20 protein-coding genes are annotated in these 23,199 nt (G+C 66.7%); 11 read left to right on the forward strand and 9 right to left on the reverse strand.

The genetic code is table 11. The annotated features are described in order from the left end of the window. Nucleotides 1-23: 23 nt before the first annotated feature. The 6 genes from smc to AC5P60_RS07445 all read right to left on the reverse strand — a co-directional run bounded on the left by smc (nucleotide 24) and on the right by AC5P60_RS07445 (nucleotide 6,197). Nucleotides 24-3,527, reverse strand: coding sequence for a chromosome segregation protein SMC (gene smc, locus AC5P60_RS07420; protein ID WP_033835123.1), 3,504 nt, complete (start codon nucleotides 3,525-3,527; stop codon nucleotides 24-26). A 258-nt stretch (nucleotides 3,528-3,785) separates the two neighbouring features. Continuing rightward, on the reverse strand, nucleotides 3,786-4,235 hold the full coding sequence (rplI, locus tag AC5P60_RS07425) for a 50S ribosomal protein L9 (protein ID WP_005410227.1): 450 nt from the start codon (nucleotides 4,233-4,235) through the stop codon (nucleotides 3,786-3,788). Nucleotides 4,236-4,339: 104 nt separating this feature from the next. Further along, a complete protein-coding gene (rpsR, locus tag AC5P60_RS07430) occupies nucleotides 4,340-4,570 on the reverse strand; it encodes a 30S ribosomal protein S18 (protein ID WP_002804494.1) in 231 nt (76 codons plus the stop codon). 11 nt (nucleotides 4,571-4,581) lie between these two features. After that, complete coding sequence (gene rpsF / locus AC5P60_RS07435) at nucleotides 4,582-5,019, reverse strand: 30S ribosomal protein S6 (RefSeq protein ID WP_005410228.1); 438 nt, start codon at nucleotides 5,017-5,019, stop codon at nucleotides 4,582-4,584. A gap of 230 nt (nucleotides 5,020-5,249) precedes the next feature. Beyond that, nucleotides 5,250-5,792, reverse strand: coding sequence for a CbrC family protein (locus AC5P60_RS07440; RefSeq protein ID WP_033835124.1), 543 nt, complete (start codon nucleotides 5,790-5,792; stop codon nucleotides 5,250-5,252). A 66-nt stretch (nucleotides 5,793-5,858) separates the two neighbouring features. Continuing rightward, complete coding sequence (locus AC5P60_RS07445) at nucleotides 5,859-6,197, reverse strand: HesB/IscA family protein (protein WP_005410230.1); 339 nt, start codon at nucleotides 6,195-6,197, stop codon at nucleotides 5,859-5,861. Between the two features lie 128 nt (nucleotides 6,198-6,325). Here AC5P60_RS07445 and asnS point away from each other — a divergent pair, with 128 nt between their 5' ends. The 11 genes from asnS to AC5P60_RS07500 all read left to right on the forward strand — a co-directional run bounded on the left by asnS (nucleotide 6,326) and on the right by AC5P60_RS07500 (nucleotide 15,862). Continuing rightward, entirely contained in the window at nucleotides 6,326-7,720 is a 1,395-nt protein-coding gene (gene asnS / locus AC5P60_RS07450; RefSeq protein WP_033835125.1) for an asparagine--tRNA ligase, read from the forward strand. 30 nt (nucleotides 7,721-7,750) lie between these two features. Beyond that, nucleotides 7,751-8,050, forward strand: a complete 300-nt coding sequence (locus AC5P60_RS07455) for a hypothetical protein (RefSeq protein ID WP_005410232.1) — start codon at nucleotides 7,751-7,753, stop codon at nucleotides 8,048-8,050. A 7-nt stretch (nucleotides 8,051-8,057) separates the two neighbouring features. Next, a complete protein-coding gene (locus tag AC5P60_RS07460) occupies nucleotides 8,058-8,372 on the forward strand; it encodes a hypothetical protein (RefSeq protein WP_006453002.1) in 315 nt (104 codons plus the stop codon). Nucleotides 8,373-8,379: 7 nt separating this feature from the next. Beyond that, nucleotides 8,380-9,018: an FMN-binding negative transcriptional regulator gene (locus AC5P60_RS07465; protein ID WP_033835126.1), complete on the forward strand. Its 639-nt coding sequence runs from the start codon at nucleotides 8,380-8,382 to the stop codon at nucleotides 9,016-9,018. A 74-nt stretch (nucleotides 9,019-9,092) separates the two neighbouring features. Continuing rightward, the gene (gene can, locus AC5P60_RS07470) at nucleotides 9,093-9,755 is read left to right on the forward strand and encodes a carbonate dehydratase (protein WP_033835127.1); all 663 of its coding nucleotides are present in this window, start codon (nucleotides 9,093-9,095) and stop codon (nucleotides 9,753-9,755) included. 20 nt (nucleotides 9,756-9,775) lie between these two features. Further along, entirely contained in the window at nucleotides 9,776-10,297 is a 522-nt protein-coding gene (locus AC5P60_RS07475) for a 3-hydroxyanthranilate 3,4-dioxygenase (RefSeq protein ID WP_005413911.1), read from the forward strand. A gap of 162 nt (nucleotides 10,298-10,459) precedes the next feature. Then, complete coding sequence (gene kynU, locus AC5P60_RS07480; RefSeq protein ID WP_005410237.1) at nucleotides 10,460-11,734, forward strand: kynureninase; 1,275 nt, start codon at nucleotides 10,460-10,462, stop codon at nucleotides 11,732-11,734. A gap of 31 nt (nucleotides 11,735-11,765) precedes the next feature. Continuing rightward, nucleotides 11,766-13,133 carry an FAD-dependent oxidoreductase gene (locus tag AC5P60_RS07485; protein ID WP_033835128.1) on the forward strand — a complete coding sequence of 456 codons (1,368 nt, stop codon included), beginning with the start codon at nucleotides 11,766-11,768 and terminating at the stop codon, nucleotides 13,131-13,133. Beyond that, a complete protein-coding gene (sbcB, locus tag AC5P60_RS07490) occupies nucleotides 13,133-14,572 on the forward strand; it encodes an exodeoxyribonuclease I (RefSeq protein WP_033835129.1) in 1,440 nt (479 codons plus the stop codon). Before AC5P60_RS07485 ends, sbcB begins: the two co-directional genes overlap by 1 nt. Further along, nucleotides 14,569-15,255: a DUF2461 domain-containing protein gene (locus AC5P60_RS07495; RefSeq protein WP_005410240.1), complete on the forward strand. Its 687-nt coding sequence runs from the start codon at nucleotides 14,569-14,571 to the stop codon at nucleotides 15,253-15,255. The genes sbcB and AC5P60_RS07495 overlap by 4 nt, the downstream gene beginning before the upstream one ends. A 55-nt stretch (nucleotides 15,256-15,310) precedes the next feature. Next, the gene (locus AC5P60_RS07500; protein WP_005413915.1) at nucleotides 15,311-15,862 is read left to right on the forward strand and encodes a DUF2939 domain-containing protein; all 552 of its coding nucleotides are present in this window, start codon (nucleotides 15,311-15,313) and stop codon (nucleotides 15,860-15,862) included. A gap of 180 nt (nucleotides 15,863-16,042) precedes the next feature. Here AC5P60_RS07500 and AC5P60_RS07505 read toward each other — a convergent pair whose 3' ends face one another. The 3 genes from AC5P60_RS07505 to AC5P60_RS07515 form a co-directional block, all read right to left on the reverse strand. Then, nucleotides 16,043-16,987: a 5'-nucleotidase gene (locus AC5P60_RS07505; protein WP_005410242.1), complete on the reverse strand. Its 945-nt coding sequence runs from the start codon at nucleotides 16,985-16,987 to the stop codon at nucleotides 16,043-16,045. Between the two features lie 47 nt (nucleotides 16,988-17,034). Then, a complete protein-coding gene (locus tag AC5P60_RS07510) occupies nucleotides 17,035-17,808 on the reverse strand; it encodes an NAD kinase (protein WP_005410243.1) in 774 nt (257 codons plus the stop codon). 296 nt (nucleotides 17,809-18,104) lie between these two features. Beyond that, nucleotides 18,105-23,081 (reverse strand): NAD-glutamate dehydrogenase, encoded by a 4,977-nt coding sequence (locus tag AC5P60_RS07515; protein ID WP_049433277.1) that lies wholly within the window; start codon nucleotides 23,079-23,081, stop codon nucleotides 18,105-18,107. Between the last annotated feature and the right edge of the window lie 118 nt (nucleotides 23,082-23,199).

Consider the following 23,199-nt stretch of genomic DNA (forward strand, 5'->3'; position numbering starts at 1 on the left):
ATTCAGGTAATTAGGATGGCACGTCAGGCCGCGCCCGCCAATCGTGCGGCTTCTTCCAGGTCCACGCTGACCAGGCGGCTGACACCCGGTTCGCGCATGGTCACGCCCGACAGCTGGTGCGCAGCTTCCATCGTCGCCTTGTTGTGGCTGACGAACAGGAACTGCACCTTCTCGCTCATTTCCTTGACCATGTTGGCCAGGCGACCGACGTTGGCTTCATCCAGCGGTGCGTCCACCTCGTCCAGCAGGCAGAACGGTGCCGGATTCAACTGGAAGATGGCGAACACCAGCGCAACTGCGGTCATCGCCTTTTCGCCGCCGGACAGCAGCGAGATGCTGGACACGCGCTTGCCCGGCGGGCGCGCCATGATGGTCACGCCGGTGTCGAGCAGGTCTTCACCGGTCAATTCCAGGTAGGCGTGGCCGCCACCGAACAGGCGCGGGTACAGCGCCTGCACGCCGGCGTTGACACGGTCGAAAGTGTCCTTGAAGCGGCCGCGGGTCTCGCGGTCGATCTTGCGGATGGCATCTTCCAGGGTTTCCAGCGCTGTGGTCAGGTCGGCGTGCTGCGAATCCAGGTAGTCCGAGCGCTGCGAGGCCTCGCCGTACTCGTGGATGGCGGCCAGGTTGACCGGCTCCAGCCGGCGCATGCGGCCATCGATCTGGTGCACGGCCTGCTCCCAGTCGCCCAGGCGGGCGTCCTCGGGCAGTGCATTGAGCACGTCCTGCAGCACGAAACCGGCCTTTTCGACCGCCGCCTGCAGGGTCTCCGCGCTGAGCACCAGCGCCTGCTGGTCAAGCTTGCGCTGCGAAATACGCTCACGCTGGGCCAATGCCTGTTCGTCGCGCTGGTGGCGGGTCTGCTCGTAGTTGCGCAGCTCGGCGTCGATGCCGTCCAGCAGCGTTCGCGCTTCGGTCAGCACGCGATCAGCGCGCACGCGCTCTTCCAGCGCATTCTGGTGTTCGGCCTGCAGCGCTTCGACCGGCGAATCACCTTCGTCCAGCTGCGAATGCAGCTCGCCCAGGCGCGAATCCAGCTGCCCGCGCTGGGTGCCCATGCGCTCCAGCGCCTGGCTCAACGAGGCCAGCTGCGCACGCTGCGATTCCAGGGTCAGGGCCAGCGAGTGCGCGCGCTCGCGTACCGCACGGGCGGCGTCGCGAGCCAGGTCGCGCGCCTCGGTCAACTGGCGGCGCTCGCCCTCCAGCCGCTGCCGGGTCGATTCCAGGTCGCCCATGCTGCTGACCGCGTTCTCCAACCGCGAGCGCGCTTCACGCGCTTGTTCGTTGTTGGCTTCAATGGTTTCCTGCAGCTGCTTCAGCTCGCCTTCGATGCGATCGATGCGCGTGCGCGCTGCCTCCACCTTGCCCTGCTGGCCCTGCAGCTGGCCGGCCAGTTCGGACACCGCACGATGGGCCTGGTACAGCGCACGCTGCGCGTCTTCCCGCTGCTGTTCGGCAGCCTGCAGCTGCTCTCGGAAGCCAGCCAGCTGTTCTTCCAGTTCGGCCTCGCGGTCCTGCAGCTGCTCGATCTGCTCACGCAGCTCCTGGATCTCACGTTCGCGCAGCAGCGCGCCCTGCGCGGCGGCACCGGAGCGCGATACGCGCAGCCAGCCCTGGCCCAGGCGCTCGCCACTCTGGGTGATGATCGAATCGCCTTCCGGAAGGCTGGCCTGCAGCACCTTGGCCTCGGACAGATCCCTGGCACCGTGCAGGTGCGCCAGCAGGCGCCGGATCGCTGCCGGGCCACGCACGCGTGCAGCCAGCGAGGTCGGCGCGACCTTCAGGTCCGCGCCATCGTTGGCGACCAGCGCAATGTGGCCCTCGCCCAGTTCGCCCAGCGCGTCGACCAGGCTGGCCGGGTCATCGACCAGCACGCCTTCGATCAACTGGCCGAGCGCGCTTTCCACCGCGTTTTCCCAACCGGCATCGACATCCAGGCGTTCGCCGACACGCGCCGCCGAATCCAGCCCACGCGCCTTCAGCCAGGCCACGGCAGCACCCTGCTCCTGGCCCAGCGCGGCCTGCTGCAGGGTTTCCAGCGAAGCCAGGCGACCGCGCAGGCCATTGGCCTGCTTGCGCAGTTCGGCCAGTTCGTTCTGGCCATTGCGCTGCTGTTCCTGCACCGCCGCCACGCTCTGCTTGCGCAGCTCGACGTCTTCGCTCAGTTCATCCAGCGCGGTCTTCTGCGTGTCGTGCTGCAGGTGCAGCTGCTCGAAGGCTTCTTCCAGCGCATCCACGTCCAGCCCGGCGCGCTCGGCGGCCAGGGCTTCACGACGCCGGTCGGCATCGAGGATCTGCTTGTCCAGGTAGTCCACGCGCGTGCGCTCGACGTCGCCGGCGCGCGAGGCTTCCGAACTCTGCGAGGTGTGCTGTTCCCAACGCTGCTGCCAGCTGGCCAGCCGGTCTTCAGCCTCGCGCAGGCTTTCCTGCTTTATCTCGTTTTCTTCCTGCAGTTCTTCCAGCTGCGGGGTGGCGGCCTCTACCGCCTCCCGCAGCACCCTCAGCTTGGCCTCGTCGCCACTGATGTGCTGCCCCAGTTCGGCCAGGGCCTGCTGGGTTTCGTCGCGCGCCTTGTGCAGGCGCTGCGACAGCTCGCGCTGGTGCTGGATCTGCTGCTCCAGGCGGGCCAGCGTGCTGCCGACCTGATAGACCGCCGCCTGCGCGGTGTTGAGCGCATCGGCGGCCTCTTCGCGACGCACTCGCGAGGTTTCGATGCGGGCCTCTGCGTCGCGCTGATCGGCGATCAGCTGCTGCAGCTTGGTCTCTTCCTGCGACAGGCCTTCGCGCAGCTTCGACAGGCGCCCATCGAGGCCACGGAATTCCAGCGCCTTCCACTCGGCATCCTTGATCCGGCGCTCTTCCTGCAGGGCCTGGTACTGCTCGGCCTGCTTGGCCTGGCGCTTGAGGTGTTCGAGCTGCTTGCTGATCTCGTCGCGCAGGTCACCCAGCCGGTCCAGATTCTCACGGGTGTGGCGGATGCGGGTCTCGGTCTCCTTGCGACGCTCCTTGTACTTGGAGATGCCGGCTGCCTCTTCCAGGTACACCCGCAGGTCTTCCGGGCGCGCCTCGATGATCTGGCTGATCATGCCCTGCTCGATGATCGAGTAGCTGCGCGGGCCCAGACCGGTGCCGAGGAACAGATCGGTGATGTCGCGGCGACGGCACTTGGTGCCGTTGAGGTAATAGTTGCTGGTGCCGTCGCGGCTGACCGTGCGCTTGACCGAGATCTCGTTGAACGAGGCGTACTCGCCGGAAATCGTGTGGTCGGAGTTGTCGAAGATCAGCTCGACCGTGGCCTGCGACACCGGCTTGCGGGCATTGGACCCGGAGAAGATTACGTCGGTCAGCGAGTCGCCACGCAGGCGGCTGGCCGAACTCTCGCCCATGACCCAGCGCACGGCGTCGATGATGTTCGACTTGCCGCAGCCATTGGGCCCCACCACGCCGGTCATGTTGGTCGGCAGGTGCAGGGTGGTCGGATCGACGAACGACTTGAAGCCGGACAGCTTGATCGTGGAAAGACGCATAGGGGTTCCGGACTGGGGCCGGCAAGCGGCCTGCGTTTACCCTCCAAGCCATTGATCCTGTTGGGATCGATGCCCGTGGAACGGGTGTGACGCCCTGAGTATACCGATGTGGACGTGTTCTACGAATGGGCGTGGAACATTGCCCACCACCACCCCGTCGGACGGACCTGGCCCGACACTGCGGAACGGCGCCAAAAACAAAACGGGCACCCTTGCGGGCGCCCGTTCTGCGGTGATGCCAGGCCTTGCGGCGTGGGATCAGGCTTCGGCGACGACGACGACCTTGACGGTGGTCTCGACGTCGGCGTGCAGGTGGACCAGCACGTCGTATTCGCCGATGTTGCGGAAGGCGCCTTCGCCCAGGATGACTTCGCTCTTTTCCAGCGGCAGGCCGGCGGCGGTGAAGGCCTCGGCGATGTCGCGCGGGCCAACCGAGCCGTACAGCTTGCCTTCGGTCGAAGCGTTGGCGGCGATGGTCACGCTCGCGCCTTCCAGCTTGGCCTTGCGGCCTTCGGCGTCAGCGTGGATGGCCTGGGCCTTGGCTTCGTATTCGGCGCGCTTGGCTTCGAACTCGGCCTTGTTGCTCTCGGTGGCCGGCACGGCCTTGCCCTGCGGCACGAGGAAGTTACGGCCGTAGCCCGGCTTCACGTCGACCAGGTCGCCCAGGTTGCCGAGGTTGGTGACTTTCTGCAGGAGGATCAGCTGCATGGTATTGCTCCAGATAAGTTATTCGTTAGCGAGGCAATGCCCCGCAACAAAGGCTGTCCGAATAGCTGGCACAGCGGGAGCGGCGCCGGGCCGCCCCGCTGGCATCAGACGTCGTGGTTGTCGGTGTACGGGATCAGGGCCAGGAAGCGAGCGCGCTTGACGGCGGTCGCCAGCTGGCGCTGGTACTTCGACTTGGTACCGGTGACGCGGCTCGGCACGATCTTGCCGTTCTCGGTCAGGTACTGGCGCAGGGTGTTGAGATCCTTGTAGTCGATCTCCTTCACACCTTCAGCAGTGAACTTGCAGAACTTGCGGCGACGGAAGAACTTGGACATGGGAAGGCTCCTTAGGCGGCGGAAGCGGCGTCATCGCCGGCTTCGTTGTCAGCGGTGTTGTTGGACTCGCCTTCTTCGTCGTCACGACGACGGCGCTCACCGCGCTCCGGCTTGTCACCCTTCTCGTCCTTGCTCTTCATGATCAGCGACTGCTCGGTGTCAGCCTCGTCACGCTTGATGACCAGGTTGCGCAGCACGGCGTCGTTGAAGCGGAAGCTCTCGGTCAGTTCGTTCAGAACGGCCTGGTCGGCTTCGATGTTCATCAGCACGTAGTGGGCCTTCACCAGGTTCTGGATCGGGTACGCCAGCTGGCGGCGGCCCCAGTCTTCCAGACGGTGGATGGTGCCGTTGCCGTTCTCGACCAGCGACTTGTAGCGCTCGATCATGGCCGGGACCTGCTCGCTCTGGTCCGGGTGGACCATGAACACGATTTCGTAATGACGACTCATGTTTTTTTCTACCTTTCGGATGTGGCCTTGCGGCCGGACAGCCCCCCGCCGTTGAGACCGCGGTGGGGCAAGGATTCCCGCCGGGAGGCAGGAAGCCGCGCATTATGGCGCAGATGGGGGTGCCGGGCAACCGGCGGGTCACAGGGCAACCTGAACCGGGGGCGCAGCCCCCATGCCGACCCAGGCTGGCCGCTACCGGAGCCCCGCACAGCCCAAGAATCCGCCTGGATTCACCCCAGGTCGACGTGAAGGCGATGCTGGCCGCATTCCAGGCACTGGAACAGGCAGCCGACCATCATCCCGTCCCGGCTCAGGTGCGCCAGCACCCAGTCGGCGTCGCGCGGATTGACCTCCGCCACATCGGGCCGGACCTGGTCGAGGATGGGCAGCAGATCGTCGCTGCCGGCGAAACCGAGGAAGGCGCAGGGCCGTTCACAATGGCTCAGCCAGACCGATTGCTGCCAGGACGGGTAGCCCGGCGTGCGCTCGCAGATCTCCAGCAGCAGCTCACGAGCGATGCTCGGCGGCGGGTCGGCCGGGCCTGGCGAGACCCCTTCGATATCACTCCAGCCGGTGAATTCACCCTCGTAGCTGGCCGCCGCCCTGCCGTCGGCGATACACCAGGGGCAAAGGTAATCCGGACGCAGACGGGTGTAGAACGGCCCGCGGTAGCGCAGTGTGCGCGGCTGGCCGCAGCAGTCACAGATTCCGTCGACCTCTTCGAAGGAGAGGGCGTAGGCGTTGGGATGATAGGTAAAAGCCGGTCGTTCCATCCGCGGGGTCCCTGCCGAGCCCCGCGTGCCGACCAAGGTCGGCAGCTACCGGGACGCGCCGGGCCGTCAGGCCTTGTCGGCGTCGGTGGTGAAGCTCTCGCCGCAGCCACACTCGGCGGTGGCATTGGGGTTGCTGAACGTGAAGGTCTCGCTCAGGCCGTGCTTGCCGAAGTCGATCACGGTGCCGTCCACCAGCGCCAGGCTCTTGGCGTCGACATAGATCTTCACGCCGTCCTGCTCGAACACGGTATCGCCCTCGCGCTCGTCGCGTGCCAGGTCGGTGATGTGGCCCCAGCCGGAGCAACCGGTCTTGGTCACGCCGAAACGCAGGCCCAGCGCACCGGGGGTCTGGGCGACAAAGCGCTGCACGCGCTCGAAGGCAATGGGGGTCAGGCTGACGGCCATGGGGCTACTCCAGAGGTACGGGGACATTATAAGGAGCCGTTGCCGCGAAAAATGCCTCGCAAGCAGAACGCTGCAACCGGTAAACTCCCGTGTTCACAGATCGAGTCGATCAGCAGAGGATTCAAGTCATGACGGTGGTCAGCGTTGAACATGCGCTTGCCGGGAAGATCCCGGAAGGCGGCGAAGTCACGGTACGCGGATGGGTGCGCACGGTGCGCGGTTCAGCGAATCTGGCCTTCGTGAATGTGAGCGACGGCTCCTGCTTCGCCCCGATCCAGGTCGTGGCCGGCGACAGCCTGGCCAACTTCGACGAGATCAAGCGCCTGACCAGCGGCTGCTCGGTCATCGCCACCGGCACCCTGGTGAAGTCGCAGGGCAAGGGCCAGTCGTTCGAGATCCAGGCCAGTGCAGTGGAAGTGGTCGGCTGGGTCGAAGACCCGCTCACCTACCCGATCCAGCCCAAGCCGATGTCGCCGGAGTTCCTGCGCGAAGTGGCGCACCTGCGCCCGCGCACCAACCTGTTCGGCGCGGTCACCCGCATCCGCAACTGCCTGGCCCAGGCCGTGCACCGTTTCTTCCACGAGAACGGCTTCAACTGGATCAGCACCCCGATCATCACCACCTCCGACGCCGAAGGCGCCGGCCAGATGTTCCGCGTGTCCACCCTGGACATGGTGAACCTGCCGCGCGATGAGAAGGGCGCGATCGATTTCAGCCGCGACTTCTTCGGCAAGGAAACCTTCCTGACCGTGTCCGGCCAGCTGAACGTCGAGGCCTACTGCCTGGCGCTGAGCAAGGTCTACACCTTCGGCCCGACCTTCCGCGCCGAGAACAGCCACACCACTCGCCACCTGGCGGAGTTCTGGATGATCGAGCCGGAAATCGCCTTCGCCGACCTGGCCGAAGACGCACGCCTGGCCGAAGAGTTCCTGAAGTACCTGTTCCGTGCGGTGCTGAACGAGCGCAGCGACGACCTGGCCTTCATCGCCGAGCGCGTGGACAAGAACGCGATCACCAAGCTGGAAGACTTCATCAACGCACCGTTCGAGAGCATCGACTACACCGACGCGGTCAGCCTGCTGCAGAAGTCCGGCAGGAAGTTCGACTTCCCGGTCGAATGGGGCCTGGACCTGCAGACCGAGCACGAGCGCTGGCTGACCGAGGAACACGTCGGCCGCCCGGTGGTGGTGACCAACTATCCGGAGCACATCAAGGCCTTCTATATGCGCCTGAACGACGACGGCAAGACCGTTGCCGCGATGGACGTGCTGGCCCCGGGCATCGGCGAGATCATCGGCGGCAGCCAGCGCGAAGAGCGCCTGGACGTGCTGGACGCGCGCATGGCCCAGTTCGGCCTGGATCGCGAACACTACAGCTGGTACCGCGATTTCCGCCGCTATGGCTCGGTGCCGCACGCCGGCTTCGGCCTGGGCTTCGAGCGCCTGGTGGTGTACGTCTGCGGGCTGTCCAACATCCGCGATGCGATCCCCTACCCGCGCGCCCCGGGCAGCGCGGACTTCTAAGCCCCATACGACCACGGAGGTACTGCCCCCATGACCCTGTTCTTCGCCCTCTGTTTCGTCGGCGTTGCAGTGGCCGGGTTCAGTGCCTTCGTGATCTTCTGGCCGCTGACCCTGGTGCACGTGCGCGACCGCCATCCGGCGCTCGCCGCGCGCTTCGGCAGCGGCGCCTTCCTCAAGCCCGATGCCCTGGCCTGGCTGCTGCGCCGCGACTATCGGCAGCAACCGGACCGCTCGCTGTCCGGGCTGGCGACACCGGCCTGGGTATCGCTGCTGACCCTGCTGGCCGGACTGGGCATGGCCGCCCTGCTCTGGCTGGCCTCGCTCTGGTAACACACCCATGAATGACATCACCGCCTCGCGCGACAGCTGGTGGCTGGCCAGCCTCGGCAACACCCTGATCTGGGCGCGCCTGCGCGTTCGCCCGGCCGGCACCGCCGAAGTGCTCGACAGCGATGGCAACACGCTGAGCTACGACAGCGAAGACACCGCCCGTTCGCAGTTGTTCGACGCCGAGTTCGTCGAGTACGACGGCCTGGACGAGGAGGACGCACTGGTGCGCGGCTTCAGCCTGCACGAAGTGCAGCCGCCGCAGGCCGACAGCGACGAGGGTCTGCGTGGCCGCATGATCCAGTCGCTGGGCGGGCGCGCCTGACCCCTGCATGTTCACCCCGCGCGCCTTCGCCGAGACCGACCTGCTCTGGCTGGACCGCCTGCTGGCGCGCGACCCGTTCGTCACCGTGCTTACCCCCGGCAGCGATGGCCTGCCGGAGCTGACCCGGATGCCGGTGCTGTACCGGCGTGACGGCGACCAGATCGAACTGCGCGGCCACTGGGCCCGCGCCAATCCGCAGTCGCGCCACAGCGGCGCAGCCAAGGTACTGGTCGATGGCCCACACGGCTACGTCTCGGCCAGCTGGTATCCGGACAAGGAACCCGCTGCGCGGGTACCCACCTGGAACTACGCCGCTGCCGAGCTGCGTGGCCAGCTGCAGACCTTCGACGACGCTGATGCGCTGGCCGAACTGGTCGGCGCGATCAGCGACCGCTTCGAAGCCAGCGTCGGCCAGGCCTGGCAGTTCGATGCCGCGCGCGCCGAACACGGCCCGGAGCTGCGCGCCATCGTCGGCTTCCGCTTCCAGGTGGAACACGTGCAGCTGAAGCTGAAACTCAGCCAGAACCATCCCGACGCCAACCAGCAGGCCGTGATCGCCGCACTGGACGCGCTCGCCTCCCCGTCCTCCCATGAGCTGGCGCAGTGGATGCGCTGGCACCGTGAACAGTCCGCCTCCAGCGGCTGATCACCCCAGCTTCCCGCGACGGCGCGACCAGAACGGCCGCGCCTTGCCCCCACCCGACGCCAGGGATACCGCACATGAAAGACATCCACCGCCTGCTGCAGAACAATCGCGACTGGGCCGACCGCATCGCCAAGGAAGACCCTGGGTTCTTCCAGCAGCTGTCCAAGCAGCAGCATCCGGAATACCTGTGGATCGGCTGCTCCGACTCGCGGGTGCCGGCCAACCAGATCATCGGCATGGCCCCGGGTGAAGTGTTCGTGCACCGCAACGTCGCCAACGTGGTCGCGCACACCGACCTGAACTGCCTGAGCGTGGTGCAGTACGCGGTGGACCAGTTGAAGGTGAAGCACATCCTGATCGTCGGCCACTACGGCTGCGGCGGCGTGCACGCCTGCCTGCACAATACCCGCGTCGGCCTGGCCGACAACTGGCTGCGCCATGTCGGCGACGTGGTGCAGAAGCACCAGGGCATCCTCGATGCGATCGAGGATGACGAGCTGAAGCATGCCCGCCTGTGCGAACTGAACGTGATCGAGCAGGTCGCCAACCTGTGCCGTTCGACCATCGTCGAGGACGCCTGGGCGCGCGGGCAGAAGCTGATGGTGCACGGCTGGGTCTACAGCCTGAAGAACGGCCGGGTCAGCGAAATGGGCATCGATGTCGGTGGACCAGAGGAGCTGAAGCCGGCCTATGAAAAGGCACTGTCCTACGTGCCCCGCCAGGGCCGGCGCGACTGACCTCACTACGGACCACGACCATGCTCGCCTCGCCGATCAACCTGCACGCCTGGATCGAAGAAAACCGCCACCTGCTGAAGCCGCCGGTGGGCAACAAGATGATCGACAACGGCGACTTCATCGTGATGGTCGTGGGCGGGCCGAATTCGCGCACCGACTATCACTACGACGAAGGCCCGGAGTGGTTCTACCAGCTCGAGGGCGAGATGGTGCTGAAGGTGCAGGAGGACGGCGCGGTGCGCGACATTCCGATCCGCGCCGGCGAGATCTTCCTGTTGCCGGCCAGGGTGCCGCACTCGCCGCGGCGCCCGCCCGGCGGCATCGGCCTGGTGGTCGAGCGCAAGCGCCTGCCGCACGAGAAGGACGGCGTGATCTGGCATTGCGAACGCTGCAACCACAAGCTGCACGAAGAGTTCTTCCCGCTGCAGAACATCGAGACCGACCTGCCCAAGGTGTTCGCGCGCTATCACGCCAGCCTGGAGCTGCGTACCTGCAGCCAGTGCGGGCACGTGGATCCGCTGCCGGTGCCGGCGGCGGGCTGACGCCCACACCGGTAGGCGCCCACTTTGGTGGGCGCATGGATCCACGCGCGCCAACCAAGGTGGGCCACTACCAGAAAACGCGGCGCTCGAAGCGTGGCCGCGTCTACCGGTCCATGCCCCAGGCGCTACACTGGCGGTCCCGTTGCAGCCTGTTGCCCGACCATGTCCGACCTGCTCAGCCGCACCCACGCCATTGCCCTGGACGCCGCCGATCCGCTGCGCCCGCTGCGTAACGAATTCCTGATTCCGCGCCATGGCGGTGGCGAGCAGACCTACTTCGTCGGCAACTCGCTGGGCCTGCAGCCGCGTGGCGCCCAGGCCGCGGTGCAGGAAGTGATGAAGCAATGGGGCGAGCTGGCGGTGGAAGGCCATTTCACCGGCCCGACGCAGTGGCTGTCCTACCACCGTCTGGTGAGCGCGCAGCTGGCCCGCGTGGTCGGTGCACTGCCCAGCGAAGTGGTGGCGATGAACACGCTGAGCGTGAACCTGCACCTGATGATGGTCAGCTTCTACCGACCGACCGCGCAGCGCCCGGTGATCCTGATGGAAGCCGGTGCGTTCCCGACCGACCGACACGCGGTCGAAGCGCAGATCCGTTTCCACGGGTTCGACCCGGCCGAGTGCCTGGTGGAAGTGCAACCGGACGAAGCCAACGGAACGATCTCGCTCACCGCGATCGAGCGCGCCATCGCCGAACACGGTCCGCGCCTTGCACTGGTGCTGTGGCCCGGCGTGCAGTACCGAACCGGCCAGGCCTTCGACCTCGATGCAATCACCCGTGCTGCCCGCCTGCAGGGCGCGCGCATCGGCTTCGACCTGGCGCACTCGGTCGGCAACCTGCCGCTGCGCCTGCATGACGTCGCACCCGATTTCGCCGTGTGGTGCCACTACAAATACCTCAACAGCGGCCCGGGTGCGGTGGCCGGCGCGTTCGTGCACGAGCGCCATCACCGCGACACCACGCTGCCGCGCTTTGCCGGCTGGTGGGGCCATGAGGAAGCCACCCGCTTCCAGATGGCACCGCAGTTCACCCCCGCCATCGGTGCCGAAGGCTGGCAGCTCAGCAATCCGCCGATCCTCGGCCTGGCGCCGCTGCGCGCGTCGCTGGACCTGTTCGAGCGCGCCGGCATGGAGGCACTGCGCAACAAGTCGCTGGCGTTGACCGGCATGCTCGAAGCGCTTGTACGTGCACGCCTGTCCGGCGTGCTCGACATCATCACCCCGGCCGAGCCACAGCGCCGTGGCTGCCAGCTGTCATTGCGCGTGATCGGTGGGCGCGAGCGCGGCCGTGCGCTGTTCGAGCACCTGCGCGGCATCGGCGTGCTCGGCGACTGGCGCGAGCCGGACGTGATCCGCATCTCGCCCACCCCGCTCTACAACCGCTATCTGGACGTGCACCACTTCGTCGAGGAAGTGGAAGCCTGGGCTGGCCTCTGAGCCGGTCCCTCCCCTACTGCTGGACAGTTCGTTGATCGCACATGCTTCCCGCTCGTTGAGCATTATCGGTGCCGGCCTCGCCGGGTCGCTGCTGGCCATCCTGCTGTCACGCCAGGGCTGGCGCATCACCCTGTACGAACGCCGTGGCGATCCACGCGTGGCCGACTACGAGAGCGGCCGCTCGATCAACCTGGCGCTGGCCGAGCGTGGGCGCAATGCGCTGCGCCAGGCCGGTGTGGAAGACGAGGTCATGGCGCGCGCGGTGATGATGCGCGGACGCATGGTGCATCCGCGCGAAGGCGAACCGCAGCTGCAGCGCTATGGCCGCGACGACAGCGAAGTGATCTGGTCGATCCATCGCAGCGACCTCAACACCACGCTGCTGGAACTGGCCGAACAGGCTGGCGCGACCGTACACTTCCACCGCCGCCTGCACACCGTCGATTTCGATGCCGGCTACGCACGCTTCATCGACGACCGCGACGACAGCCCGCATGACATCCGATTCGACACCCTGATCGGTGCCGATGGTGCAGGCTCGGCCCTGCGCGCGGCGATGAACCGGCGGGCGCCGCTGGGCGAGGAAATCGCGTTCCTCGATCACTCCTACAAGGAGCTGGAAATTCCGCCGGCCGACGATGGCAGCTTCCGCATCGAGCGCAACGCGCTGCATATCTGGCCGCGCGGCCATTACATGTGCATCGCCCTGCCCAATCACGAAGGCACCTTCACCGTCACTTTGTTCCTGCCCAACCAGGGCGATCCCAGCTTCGCCACGATCAATACCGGCGCGCAGGCCGAGGCGCTGTTCGCGCGCGAGTTCGCCGACACCCTGCCGCTGATCCCGAACCTGCGCGCAGACTGGGAACAGCACCCGCCGGGCCTGCTTGGCACGCTGACGCTCGATCGCTGGCACCAGCAGGGCCGTGCCGTGCTGATCGGCGACGCCGCGCATGCGATGGTGCCGTTCCACGGCCAGGGCATGAACTGCGCGTTCGAGGACTGCGTTGCGCTGGCCCGCCACCTGATGGAGGCCGATGATCTGGAAGGTGCGTTCGCCGCGTTCGAAGCCGAGCGCAAGCCGAATGCACGTGCCATCCAGCAGATGGCGCTGGAGAACTACCTGGAAATGCGCGACCGCGTCGCCGACCCTGCATTCCTGCTGCAGCGCGAACTGGAACAGGAACTGCAGCGGCGCTGGCCGACCCGCTTCGTGCCGCACTACACCATGGTCACCTTCCTGCACACGCCGTACGCCGAGGCGCTGCGCCGCACCGAACTGCAACGCGACATGCTGGTGGCCGCCACCACCGGCCATGATTCACTGGACAACATCGACTGGGCCGCGCTGGAAGCGCAGATTCATGCGCAGCTGCCGGTCCTGGAGGGCGCGCACTGATGGCTGACAGCTTCCTGTTCTACGATCTGGAAACCTTCGGCCAGGACCCGCGGCGCACGCGCATCTCGCAGTTCGCCGCCATCCGCACCGACGCCGATCTCAACGAAATCGACACCCCGGTCAGCTTCTTCGTGCGCCCGGCCGATGACCTGCTGCCCTCGCCGATGGCCACCCTGGTTACCGGCATCACCCCGCAGCAGGCACTGGCCGAGGGCATCAGCGAGGCCGAGGCCTTCGACCGCATCAACGAGCAGCTGTCGCGCCCGGGCACCTGCGCGCTGGGCTACAACACGCTGCGCTTCGACGATGAGTTCGTCCGCTACGGGCTGTTCCGCAACTTCCACGACCCGTACGAACGCGAGTGGCGCAACGGCAATTCGCGCTGGGACCTGCTGGACATGCTGCGGCTGATGCGCGCGATGCGCCCGGACGGCATCCGGTGGCCGCTGCGCGAGGATGGCGCCACCTCGTTCAAGCTTGAGCACCTGGCCGAGGCCAACCACGTGCGCGAAGGCGATGCACACGAAGCACTGTCCGACGTGCGCGCCACCATCGGCATGGCGCGGCTGTTCAAGCAGTCGCAACCACGCCTGTGGGAATACGCCCTGAAGCTGCGCGACAAGCGCTTCGTCGGCGGCCTGCTGGACGTGGCCGCGATGAAGCCGGTGCTGCACATTTCCATGCGCTACCCGGCCAGCCGCCTTTGCGCGGCACCGGTGCTGCCGTTGGCCGTGCACCCGACCATCAACAACCGGGTGATCGTGTTCGACCTGGAAGGCGAGATCGACGACCTGCTGGAACTGCCGGCCGAGGTGATCGCACAGCGCCTGTACATGCGCGCCAGCGAGCTGCCCGAAGGCGCGGCACGGGTACCGCTGAAGGAAGTGCATCTGAACAAGGTGCCGGCGCTGATCGCCTGGAACCACCTGCGCGCCGATGACCACGCGCGCCTCGGCCTGGATGTGGCTGCGATCGAAGCCAAGGTGGAGCGCCTGCGCGCGTTCGCCCCGCAGCTGGCCGAGAAGGCCCGGCAGGTCTACAACCAGCCCCGCACCGCCACCGTGGCTGACGTCGATGCCTCGCTGTACGACGGCTTCCTCGGCAACGGTGACAAGCCGCTGCTTGCGCTTGCACGCACCACTGCGCCCGAGCAGCTGGCCGCGCTGGAAGGTCGCTTCCGCGACCCGCGCCTGCCGGAGCTGCTGTTCCGCTACCGCGCGCGCAATCATCCCGACAGCCTCGCGCCGCCTGAACGCCAGCGCTGGCAGGATTACCGCCGCCAGCGCCTGCTCGGAGACGGCGGCCTGGGCGAACTCAACCTGCCCCAGTACCAGCAGCAGCTGGATGCACTGGCCGCCGAAGCGCCCGATGACACCCGGCGCCAGGCCCTGCTGCAATCGCTGCGCGACTGGGGCCAGCACCTGCAGGAGACGCTGTGAGCACTTATTTCTCGGACGCCAGCTTCAAGTTCCTGCGCAGCCTTGCGCGGCACAACGACAAGGCCTGGTTCAACGATCACCGCCAGCAGTACGAAGACCACGTGCGGCAGCCGTTCCTGCGCCTGCTGGGCGACCTGCAGCCGGCGCTGGCCGAGGTCAGCGAGCACTTCCGCGCCGATACCCGTGGCGTCGGTGGCTCGCTGTTCCGCATCCATCGTGACGCGCGTTTTTCCAACGACAAGTCGCCGTACAAGACCTGGCAGGGTGCACGCCTGTTCCATGAGCGCCGCCGCGAAGTGGCCGCGCCCTCGTTCTACGTGCACCTGCAGCCGGGCGAGAGCTTCGTCGGCGCTGGCCTGTGGCATCCGGAACCGGAAACCCAGCGCCGCGTACGCCACTTCATCCTCGACAATCCGGGCAGCTGGAAGGCCGCCGCGCATGCACCGGCCCTGCGCAAACGCTTCGATTTCGAGGAGAGCGAAAAGCTGGTGCGGCCCCCGCGTGGCTTCCCGGCCGACTTCGAGTTCATCGACGACCTCAAGCACCGCAACTGGGTGATGTGGCGCTCGCTGGACGATGCCACCATGACCGGCCCGCGCCTGCTGTCCACGCTGGGCAAGGACCTGGCTGGGCTCGGCCCGTTCGTTGACTACCTGTGCGCGGCGCTGGACCTGGAGTTCTGAGCCGCATCACCTGCCGTTCACCACTGGCTGCCTCACTTGCGGCAGTCTGGACAGCATGAAGAAGCTCACTGCACTGGCTGTGCTGCTGGTCCTGGCCTTGGCTGCGTGGTGGTTCGGCGGCCCGTACATGGCCGTGCACGGCCTGTCCAGGGCCATCGAAGAACGCGACACGGCGCGACTGGAACGCTATGTCGATTTCCCTCGCGTGCGCAGCAGCCTGCGCGCCCAGCTCAACGACTATCTGGTACGCCAGGCCGGCCCGGATGTAGCGGCCAGCCCGTTCGGCGCCCTGCTCTACGGCCTCGGCGACCAGCTCGGCGGTGCAGCGGTGGAAACCATGGTGACCCCGACCGGGATCGGCGCAATGCTGCAGGGCCACGTGCTGTGGAAGCGCGGCCGCAATGAACTGCAGGGCGGTGATGCCTTCGGCGCGACCGAGCCGGCACGGCCATTGAAGAACGCCGAGCATCACTTCGAAGCGCTGGACCGCTTCGTGATCGACGTCGATCGCGGCCCCGACCAGCCGCCGATGAAAGTGGTGCTGGAACCGCAGGGCCTGCGCTGGAAGGTGGTGGATCTGCAGTTGGGGATGTCCGGCAGCCCGTGACGGGTCATGCCCTTCGACGGCGCTGCTTTCGGTAGGTGCCCGCCTTGGTGGGCATGGGTCCAGGACGGCGCCAACCAAGGTTGGCGACTACCGCGGTACAGCGCTCTGGTAGATGCCCACCTTGGTGGGCGCCGATGCATGGCAGTGCCAACCAACGGTTGGCACCTACCCGGCATGGTTTCACCCCTCGTTGGCGACACCGTGCGGTACGTGGCCGGCGGCCACGTGTTCGCGCGCACTGTCGATGTTGTGCTGCGAGTCATCGAAGAAGATGTCGGCACCGAACGCCTGCAGGAACGGCCCCTTGTGGCGGCCGCCGAGGAACAGCGCTTCGTCCAGGCGCACTCCCCACTCGCGCAGGGTGCGGATTACGCGCTCATGCGCCGGTGCCGAGCGTGCGGTCACCAGCGCAGTGCGGATCGGCGCGCTCTCGCCGGCCGGGAACACTTCCTGCAGCGTATGCAGGGCCGACAGGAAACCGCGGAATGGGCCGCCGCTGAGGGGTTCGCGGGCCCGTTCACGCTCGTGCCGGCCAAACGCCTCCACGCCCTGCTCGCGTGAGATGCGCTCGCTCTCGTCACCGAAGATCACTGCGTCACCGTCGAAGGCGATGCGCAACTGGCCGGCCGGGCGCCCGGTATCGATCTGGTCGGCCGCCGCGGCGGCGGTTTCGCCGGGCGGCTTGGGCAGGATGGTCGCTGCGGCGATGCCGTGGCGCAGCGCGCTGCGCACCGATTCCGGGTTGGCCGACAGGAACAGGTCGGTGCCGAACGGCTTCACGTACGGCCAGGTCGGCTCGCCGGCGGTGAACGTTGCGCGGATGATGCCCAGGCCGTAGTGCTGGATCGAATTGAAGATGCGCAGGCCGGTATCGGCCGAGTTGCGCGACAGCAGGATCACCTCGACGCGAGGATTCTCCGGGCTGGCGCCCTGGTTCAAAGCCAGCAGCTTGCGTACCACCGGAAACGCCACGCCGGGGCCGAGGATATCGTCCTCGTGCTGGCGCTGGAATTCGGCATAGGCCGCCACGCCATCGCTCTCGAACAGCGCGTGGCTTTCCTCGAGGTCGAACAGCGCGCGCGAGGTCACCGCGACGGTCAGCAAACGGGGGGAGTTGTCGCCCATCGGTGGGGGTCCTTCAAGCGGTCGGCACGGCCGGCTGCCCATTGTCCTCAAAAAACGAACTGTTCGCTCAGGATCCGGTCTTCCAGGTTGTGCTCCGGGTCGAACAGCAGGGTCACGCGGCGGTCCTTCGACTCACGGATGGTCACCTCGACCACGTCGCGGGTCTCGTGCGAATCGGCAGTCACGCTGACCGGGCGCTTGTACGGATCGAGCACGCGGAAGCGCACTTCGGTATCGGCCTTCAGGATCGCGCCGCGCCAGCGCCGCGGCCGGTACGGGGCCAACGGCGTCAGCGCGATGGTGTGCGAGCCCAGCGGCAGCACCGGACCATGCGCGGAATAGTTGTAGGCGGTGCTGCCGGCCGGGGTGGCCACCAGCACGCCGTCGCCGATCAGTTCGGCCACACGCTCCTGGCCGTTCAGATCGATACCGATATGCGCGGCCTGCCGGGTCTGGCGCAGCAGCGAAACATCGTTGTAGGCCAGCGAACCGGTACTGGTGCCGGACTCGGTCAGCGCCACCATTTCCAGCGGGCGCAGGTTGGCCGGTTCTGCGCGTGCGATGCGGGCCTGCACGTCGTCGTCTCCACGGTACTGGTTCATCAGGAAGCCGACCGTGCCCAGCTTCATGCCGAACACCGGCTTGCCCAGGTGCCCATGCCGATGCAGGGTCTGCAGCATGAAGCCGTCGCCCCCCAGCGGGCACAGCACGTCGGCCTGCTCCGGCGCGTGATCGCCATAACGCGAGATCATCGCCGCGCGGGCCATCTGCGCGGGCTCGGCGGTGCTGGCCAGGAAAGCGATGCGGGGGGTGTCGCTCATCGGTGGATCCGGGGGGAAGGCATGAGGGAGAGCATAACCGAGCGCCGGGGGCTGGACCCCGCTGGGCGGATGACCGGCCCGTCCGCCGGGACACGCCGTAAACCCATCCATGGGGGCTCGGTCGCGCCATCCATGGCGCTCACGGTCCCGGCGGACGGGCCGGTCATCCACCTGGCAGGTTCACGGCCGGCGTCGGGTCAGGTGGTCGCAAAGGTCAAGGGCAGAAACAGAACGGCCCCGCTTTCGCGGGGCCGTTCCGGTTCACGCATGCCAGGCATGGCCTGGCACTACTTCACTTACGCGCCATGTGCCGCCAGCTGGCCCAGGCGCTGCACCGCGACCGAAACGGTCGGGTAGTCCAGGGTCTTCTGCTCGGCCAGTTCGGCCAGCATCGCCAGGGTGAAGCGCAGGCTGTTGTCGTCACGGCCCATCCAGGCTGCGACCTTGGCTTCCGCGCTGCTGCCCTTGGTGCCCAGCACCTGGCCGGCCAGGTTGCGGTGGTTGGCCGCCAGTTCGTCACGCAGCACGCCACGTGCCACGGCGTGCCAACGACCGTTGACCTCCAGCGCGTCGACCTGCTCGAACAGCCACGGCAGCTGCAGGGCATCGCCCAGGCGGAAGTGGACCTTGGACACGTCCACCGGCTTCAGCTTGCGGGTGCGGGCCAGTTCGATGATGTCGAACGCCGGCTCCAGGAAGTGCAGTTCGGCCAGCTGCTGCGCCAGCGCGGACGGCAGGCCCTTTTCCTTCCACTCGGCCACCAGGGCTTCGTAGGTCGGACGCTGCGAATCCGGCAGCACACCCGAGGCAACGCGGATGTCGTTGAACGGACCCTGGTAGCGGTTGACCGCTTCAGTGATGCCCGGCATCGCGCCCGGGCGCGACAACAGCCAACGCACGAACGAACGCTGCAGCTTCCAGATCACTTCCAGTGCGTCGATCTGCACCGACTCCGGCACCTTGCCGTCGAGTGCATCGATCTGCGCCCACAGCGCGCGCGCATCCAGCGTTTCGCGGCTGATGGTGTAGGCCTTGGCGACCTCGGCGATGGAACGGCCGGTGTCTTCCTGCATGCGCATCAGGAAGGTGGCGCCCATGCGGTTGATGGTCTGGTTGGTCACGGCCGTGGCGATGATTTCGCGCTTCAGGCGGTGACGCTCCATCGCGTCGGCGTACTTCTTCTGCAGCGGGGTCGGGAAGTAACGCTGCAGTTCCTTGGACAGGTACGGATCTTCCGGGATGTCCGATTCCAGCAGCTGGGCGAACGCCACCAGCTTCGAGTAGGACAGCAGCACCGACAGTTCCGGGCGGGTCAGGCCCTGGCCGCGTGCCTTGCGCTGGGACAGCTCGGCGTCGGACGGCAGGAACTCGATCTGGCGATCCAGCAGGCCCTGCTGTTCCAGGGTACGGATGAAGTGCTGCTTGGAACCCAGGCGCTTGACCGCCATCCGCTCCATCAGGCTCAGCGCCTGGTTCTGGCGGTAGTTGTCATTGAGCACCAGCTCGGCGACTTCATCGGTCATCGAGGCCAGCAGCTTGTTGCGCTGCTCGACGGTCAGCTTCTTGGCCCGCACCACATCGTTGAGCAGGATCTTGATGTTGACTTCGTGGTCGGAGGTGTCCACACCGGCCGAGTTGTCGATGAAGTCGGTGTTGAGCAGCACGCCGGCCTGGGCGGCTTCGATGCGGCCCAGCTGGGTCATGCCCAGGTTGCCGCCCTCGCCCACCACCTTGCAGCGCAGCTCGCCACCGTTCACGCGCAGGGCGTTGTTGGCGCGGTCGCCGACATCGCTGTGCTGCTCGCTGGCAGCCTTCACGTAGGTACCGATGCCGCCGTTCCACAGCAGGTCGACCGGTGCCTTCAGGATCGCGCTCATCAGATCGTTCGGCGACAGCGCCTTGACGTTGTCATCCAGGCCCAGCGCTTCACGCACCTGCGGGGTGATCTCGATCGACTTCAGGCTGCGCGGGTACACGCCGCCGCCCTTGCTGATCAGCTTGGCGTCGTAGTCCGCCCAGCTCGAACGCGGCACGGTGAACAGGCGCTCACGTTCGACGAACGTGGTGGCCGCATCCGGGTTCGGGTCCAGGAAGATGTGGCGGTGGTCGAAGGCAGCGACCAGGCGGATGTGGCGCGACAGCAGCATGCCGTTGCCGAACACGTCGCCGGACATGTCGCCGACGCCGACCGCAGTGAAGTCCTGGGTCTGGCTGTCACGGCCCAGCGCACGGAAGTGGCGCTTGACCGATTCCCACGCACCGCGTGCGGTGATGCCCATGCCCTTGTGGTCATAGCCAACCGAACCACCGGAGGCGAACGCATCGCCCATCCAGAAGCCGTGCGCGATGGCCAGGCCGTTGGCGATGTCGGAGAAGGTCGCGGTGCCCTTGTCGGCGGCCACCACCAGGTACGGATCGTCCATGTCGTGGCGCACGACATCCACCGGCGGCACGATCTTGTTGTTGACGATGTTGTCGGTGATGTCCAGCAGGCCTTGGATGAACAGCTTGTAGCAGGCCACGCCGTTGGCGAAGATCGCGTCGCGGTCGCCGTTCACCGGCGGGGTCTTGGCGAAGAAGCCGCCCTTCGCGCCGACCGGCACGATCACGGTGTTCTTGACCATCTGTGCCTTGACCAGGCCCAGCACTTCGGTACGGAAGTCTTCGCGACGGTCCGACCAGCGCAGGCCGCCACGGGCGACCGCGCCGAAGCGCAGGTGGGTACCTTCCACGCGCGGGCCGTAGACGAAGATCTCGCGGTACGGGCGCGGCTTCGGCAGGTCCGGCACCAGCGCCGAATCAAACTTGAAGCTGATGACATGGCCGTGCTGGCCGTTGGCATCGGTCTGGTAGTAGCTGGTGCGCAGGGTCGCGTCGATCACGCCCATGAACGAGCGCAGGATGCGGTCCTCGTCCAGACTGGACACACGGTCCATCAGCTTCAGCAGCGCATCGCGCGCGGCCTGCATCTGCGCGTCGCGGTCACCCTTGCGGGCGTCGACCACGGTCTTGAGCACCTTCAGGGTGGCGTCGTCGCCAGCAGCCAGCACATCGAAGTGGGCCTTCAGGTGGGCCTGGCCGGCGGCGATGTCGTCCTTGCTCTCGTGGCCGGTAGCCGGATCGAAGCGCGCTTCGAACAGCTCGACCAGCAGTCGGGCCAGCAGCGGGTAGCGCGCGAAGGTGCCTTCCACGTATGCCTGCGAGAACGGCACGCCGGTCTGCAGCAGGTACTTGCAGTAGCCACGCAGCATGGCGACCTGGCGCCAGTGCAGGCCGGCAGCCAGCACCAGGCGGTTGAAGCCGTCGTTCTCGGCATCGCCGTGCCAGACGCGGGCAAAGGTCTCGCCGAAGGCTTCGTCGACGCTGGCGGCATCGATCGCGCCGGCGGTCGATTCGACCTCGAAGTCCTGCACGTACACCGGGGCGTTGTCGACTGACAGGCGGTACGGACGCTCGGCGATCACGCGCAGGCCCATGTTTTCCATCATCGGCAGCGCGTCCGACAGCGGGATGTCGTCCAGCTGGCGATACAGCTTCAGGCGCAGGCCATCACCGCTTTCGCGCGGCACGGCCTGCAGGCTCAGGCGCAGGTCGTCCGGGCCGGTCAGGGCATCAAGCTGGCTGACATCGTTGGCTGCAACCGCGGTGCTGTTGTCTTCGATGTAGCCGGCCGGCAGCGCCTTGCCGATACGCGCGGCGATGCGCAGGCCTTCGGTCTCGCCGTGGCGGGCCACCAGCGCTTCGCGCAGGTCGTCCTGCCAGTTGCGCAGCACCTGGGCCAGCTTCTGCTCCAGTTCGGCGGTATCAACGTCGAGCATTTCACCCGGCTTCGGGCGCACGATCAGGTGCACCTGGGCCAGCGGCGATTCGCCCAGCACCACCGAGCTGTCCACGTACTCACCGTGCAGCGCGTCCTTCAGCATCGCCTCGATGCGCAGGCGCACGTCGGTGTTGAAGCGCTCGCGCGGCAGGTAGACCAGCGCGGAAATGAAACGGCTGTACTTGTCGCGGCGCAGGAACAGGCGGCTGCGCACGCGTTCCTGCAGACCCAGCACGCCCATCGCGGTGCGGAACAGTTCGTCCTCGCTGGACTGGAACAGTTCTTCGCGCGGCAGGGTTTCCAGGATGTGGCGAAGGGCCTTGCCGCTGTGGCTGGCCGGAGCCAGGCCCGACTGCTTCATCACGTGCTCGTGGCGCTGGCGCACCAGCGGGATCTCCCACGGGCGACGGTTGTAGGCGCTGGAGGTGAACAGGCCCAGGAAGCGCTGCTCGCCGATGATCTTGCCCTTGGCGTCGAATTCCAGCACGCCGATGTAGTCCATGTAGCCGGCGCGGTGCACGCGCGAACGGGCATTGGTCTTGGTCAGGATCAGCGCGTCCTTCAAGCCGGACGTGGTGTTCAGGCCCTGCGCGGCCAGCGTCTTGACCGGACGGGCGGCGGACTTGTCCTTGCCGCGCATCAGGCCCAGGCCGGTGTCGTTCAGCGGCGCCAGCACTTCTTCCTTGCCCTGCTTCTCGACGCGGTACTCGCGGTAGCCGAAGAAGGTGAAGTGGTTGTCGGCGGCCCAGCGCAGGAATTCCTGTGCTTCCTTGCGCGAGGCTGCGTCGACCGGCAGCTGGCGGCTGCCCAGGTCGTCGGCCAGTGCCAGCGCCTTGTCCTTCATCGGCTGCCAGTCACGCACGATCGCACGCACTTCATCCAGCGCCTTGTTGATGGCCTGCTCGATGGCCGCCATGGCTTCGGCCGGTTGGCGGTCGATTTCCAGCAGCATCACCGACTCGGCATCACCCTCGCCGACCTTGACCAGCTTGCCGGCCTTGTCGCGGGTGAAGCGCAGCACCGGGTGGCCCAGCACGTGGACACCCACGCCCTGTTCGGCCAGCGACATGGTGACGGTGTCGACCAGGAACGGCATGTCGTCGTTGACGATCTGCAGCACGGTGTGCGGCGATTCCCAACCGTTGGCCTTCGCGGTCGGATTGAACACGCGGACGTTGGCCTTGCCGGCCTTGCGGGCACGGGCGAATTCCAGCGTCTCAGCCGCGAGAGCGGCCCACTCTTCAGCGCTGTGGTGCGGGAACTCGTCCGACTCCATGCGCTTGTAGAAGTCAGTGGCAAAGGCCACTGCTTCGGCCTGTGCGGCCGCGGGGTAGCGCTTGCGCAAGGCCGTGTACACCGGCTCCAGGGAGAAACCAGCGGTCACTGCGACCTCCGACTCTGCTGGTTTCGTCTTGTTCTTCACGGTCTTGGCTGCGGTTTTTTGCGGTTTCATGGCAGAGCGATGCGCTTGCTCAGTTGGGAAAATGAAATTGTAGCCCTACCGCGCGAAAAGGCCTTGCTGCAGGACGGAATAAGCAGATTCGGGTTTGCTGCGGTTCAAACGCCTATTC

The organism is Stenotrophomonas sp. YJH_SMC_120, assembly GCF_059368675.1.

Excerpts from the sequence above, each read along its gene's own strand:
- kynU (WP_005410237.1), top strand. The coding sequence starts at position 10,460 with ATGTCCGACCTGCTCAGCCGCACCCACGCCATTGCCCTGGACGCCGCC.
- AC5P60_RS07460 (WP_006453002.1), top strand. The coding sequence starts at position 8,058 with ATGAATGACATCACCGCCTCGCGCGACAGCTGGTGGCTGGCCAGCCTC.
- can (WP_033835127.1), top strand. The coding sequence starts at position 9,093 with ATGAAAGACATCCACCGCCTGCTGCAGAACAATCGCGACTGGGCCGAC.
- AC5P60_RS07445 (WP_005410230.1), bottom strand. The coding sequence starts at position 6,197 with ATGGCCGTCAGCCTGACCCCCATTGCCTTCGAGCGCGTGCAGCGCTTT.
- AC5P60_RS07465 (WP_033835126.1), top strand. The coding sequence starts at position 8,380 with ATGTTCACCCCGCGCGCCTTCGCCGAGACCGACCTGCTCTGGCTGGAC.
- rplI (WP_005410227.1), bottom strand. The coding sequence starts at position 4,235 with ATGCAGCTGATCCTCCTGCAGAAAGTCACCAACCTCGGCAACCTGGGC.
- AC5P60_RS07500 (WP_005413915.1), top strand. The coding sequence starts at position 15,311 with ATGAAGAAGCTCACTGCACTGGCTGTGCTGCTGGTCCTGGCCTTGGCT.
- AC5P60_RS07440 (WP_033835124.1), bottom strand. The coding sequence starts at position 5,792 with ATGGAACGACCGGCTTTTACCTATCATCCCAACGCCTACGCCCTCTCC.
- smc (WP_033835123.1), bottom strand. The coding sequence starts at position 3,527 with ATGCGTCTTTCCACGATCAAGCTGTCCGGCTTCAAGTCGTTCGTCGAT.
- rpsR (WP_002804494.1), bottom strand. The coding sequence starts at position 4,570 with ATGTCCAAGTTCTTCCGTCGCCGCAAGTTCTGCAAGTTCACTGCTGAA.
- AC5P60_RS07515 (WP_049433277.1), bottom strand. The coding sequence starts at position 23,081 with ATGAAACCGCAAAAAACCGCAGCCAAGACCGTGAAGAACAAGACGAAA.
- AC5P60_RS07455 (WP_005410232.1), top strand. The coding sequence starts at position 7,751 with ATGACCCTGTTCTTCGCCCTCTGTTTCGTCGGCGTTGCAGTGGCCGGG.
- AC5P60_RS07505 (WP_005410242.1), bottom strand. The coding sequence starts at position 16,987 with ATGGGCGACAACTCCCCCCGTTTGCTGACCGTCGCGGTGACCTCGCGC.
- rpsF (WP_005410228.1), bottom strand. The coding sequence starts at position 5,019 with ATGAGTCGTCATTACGAAATCGTGTTCATGGTCCACCCGGACCAGAGC.
- AC5P60_RS07510 (WP_005410243.1), bottom strand. The coding sequence starts at position 17,808 with ATGAGCGACACCCCCCGCATCGCTTTCCTGGCCAGCACCGCCGAGCCC.
- asnS (WP_033835125.1), top strand. The coding sequence starts at position 6,326 with ATGACGGTGGTCAGCGTTGAACATGCGCTTGCCGGGAAGATCCCGGAA.
- sbcB (WP_033835129.1), top strand. The coding sequence starts at position 13,133 with ATGGCTGACAGCTTCCTGTTCTACGATCTGGAAACCTTCGGCCAGGAC.
- AC5P60_RS07475 (WP_005413911.1), top strand. The coding sequence starts at position 9,776 with ATGCTCGCCTCGCCGATCAACCTGCACGCCTGGATCGAAGAAAACCGC.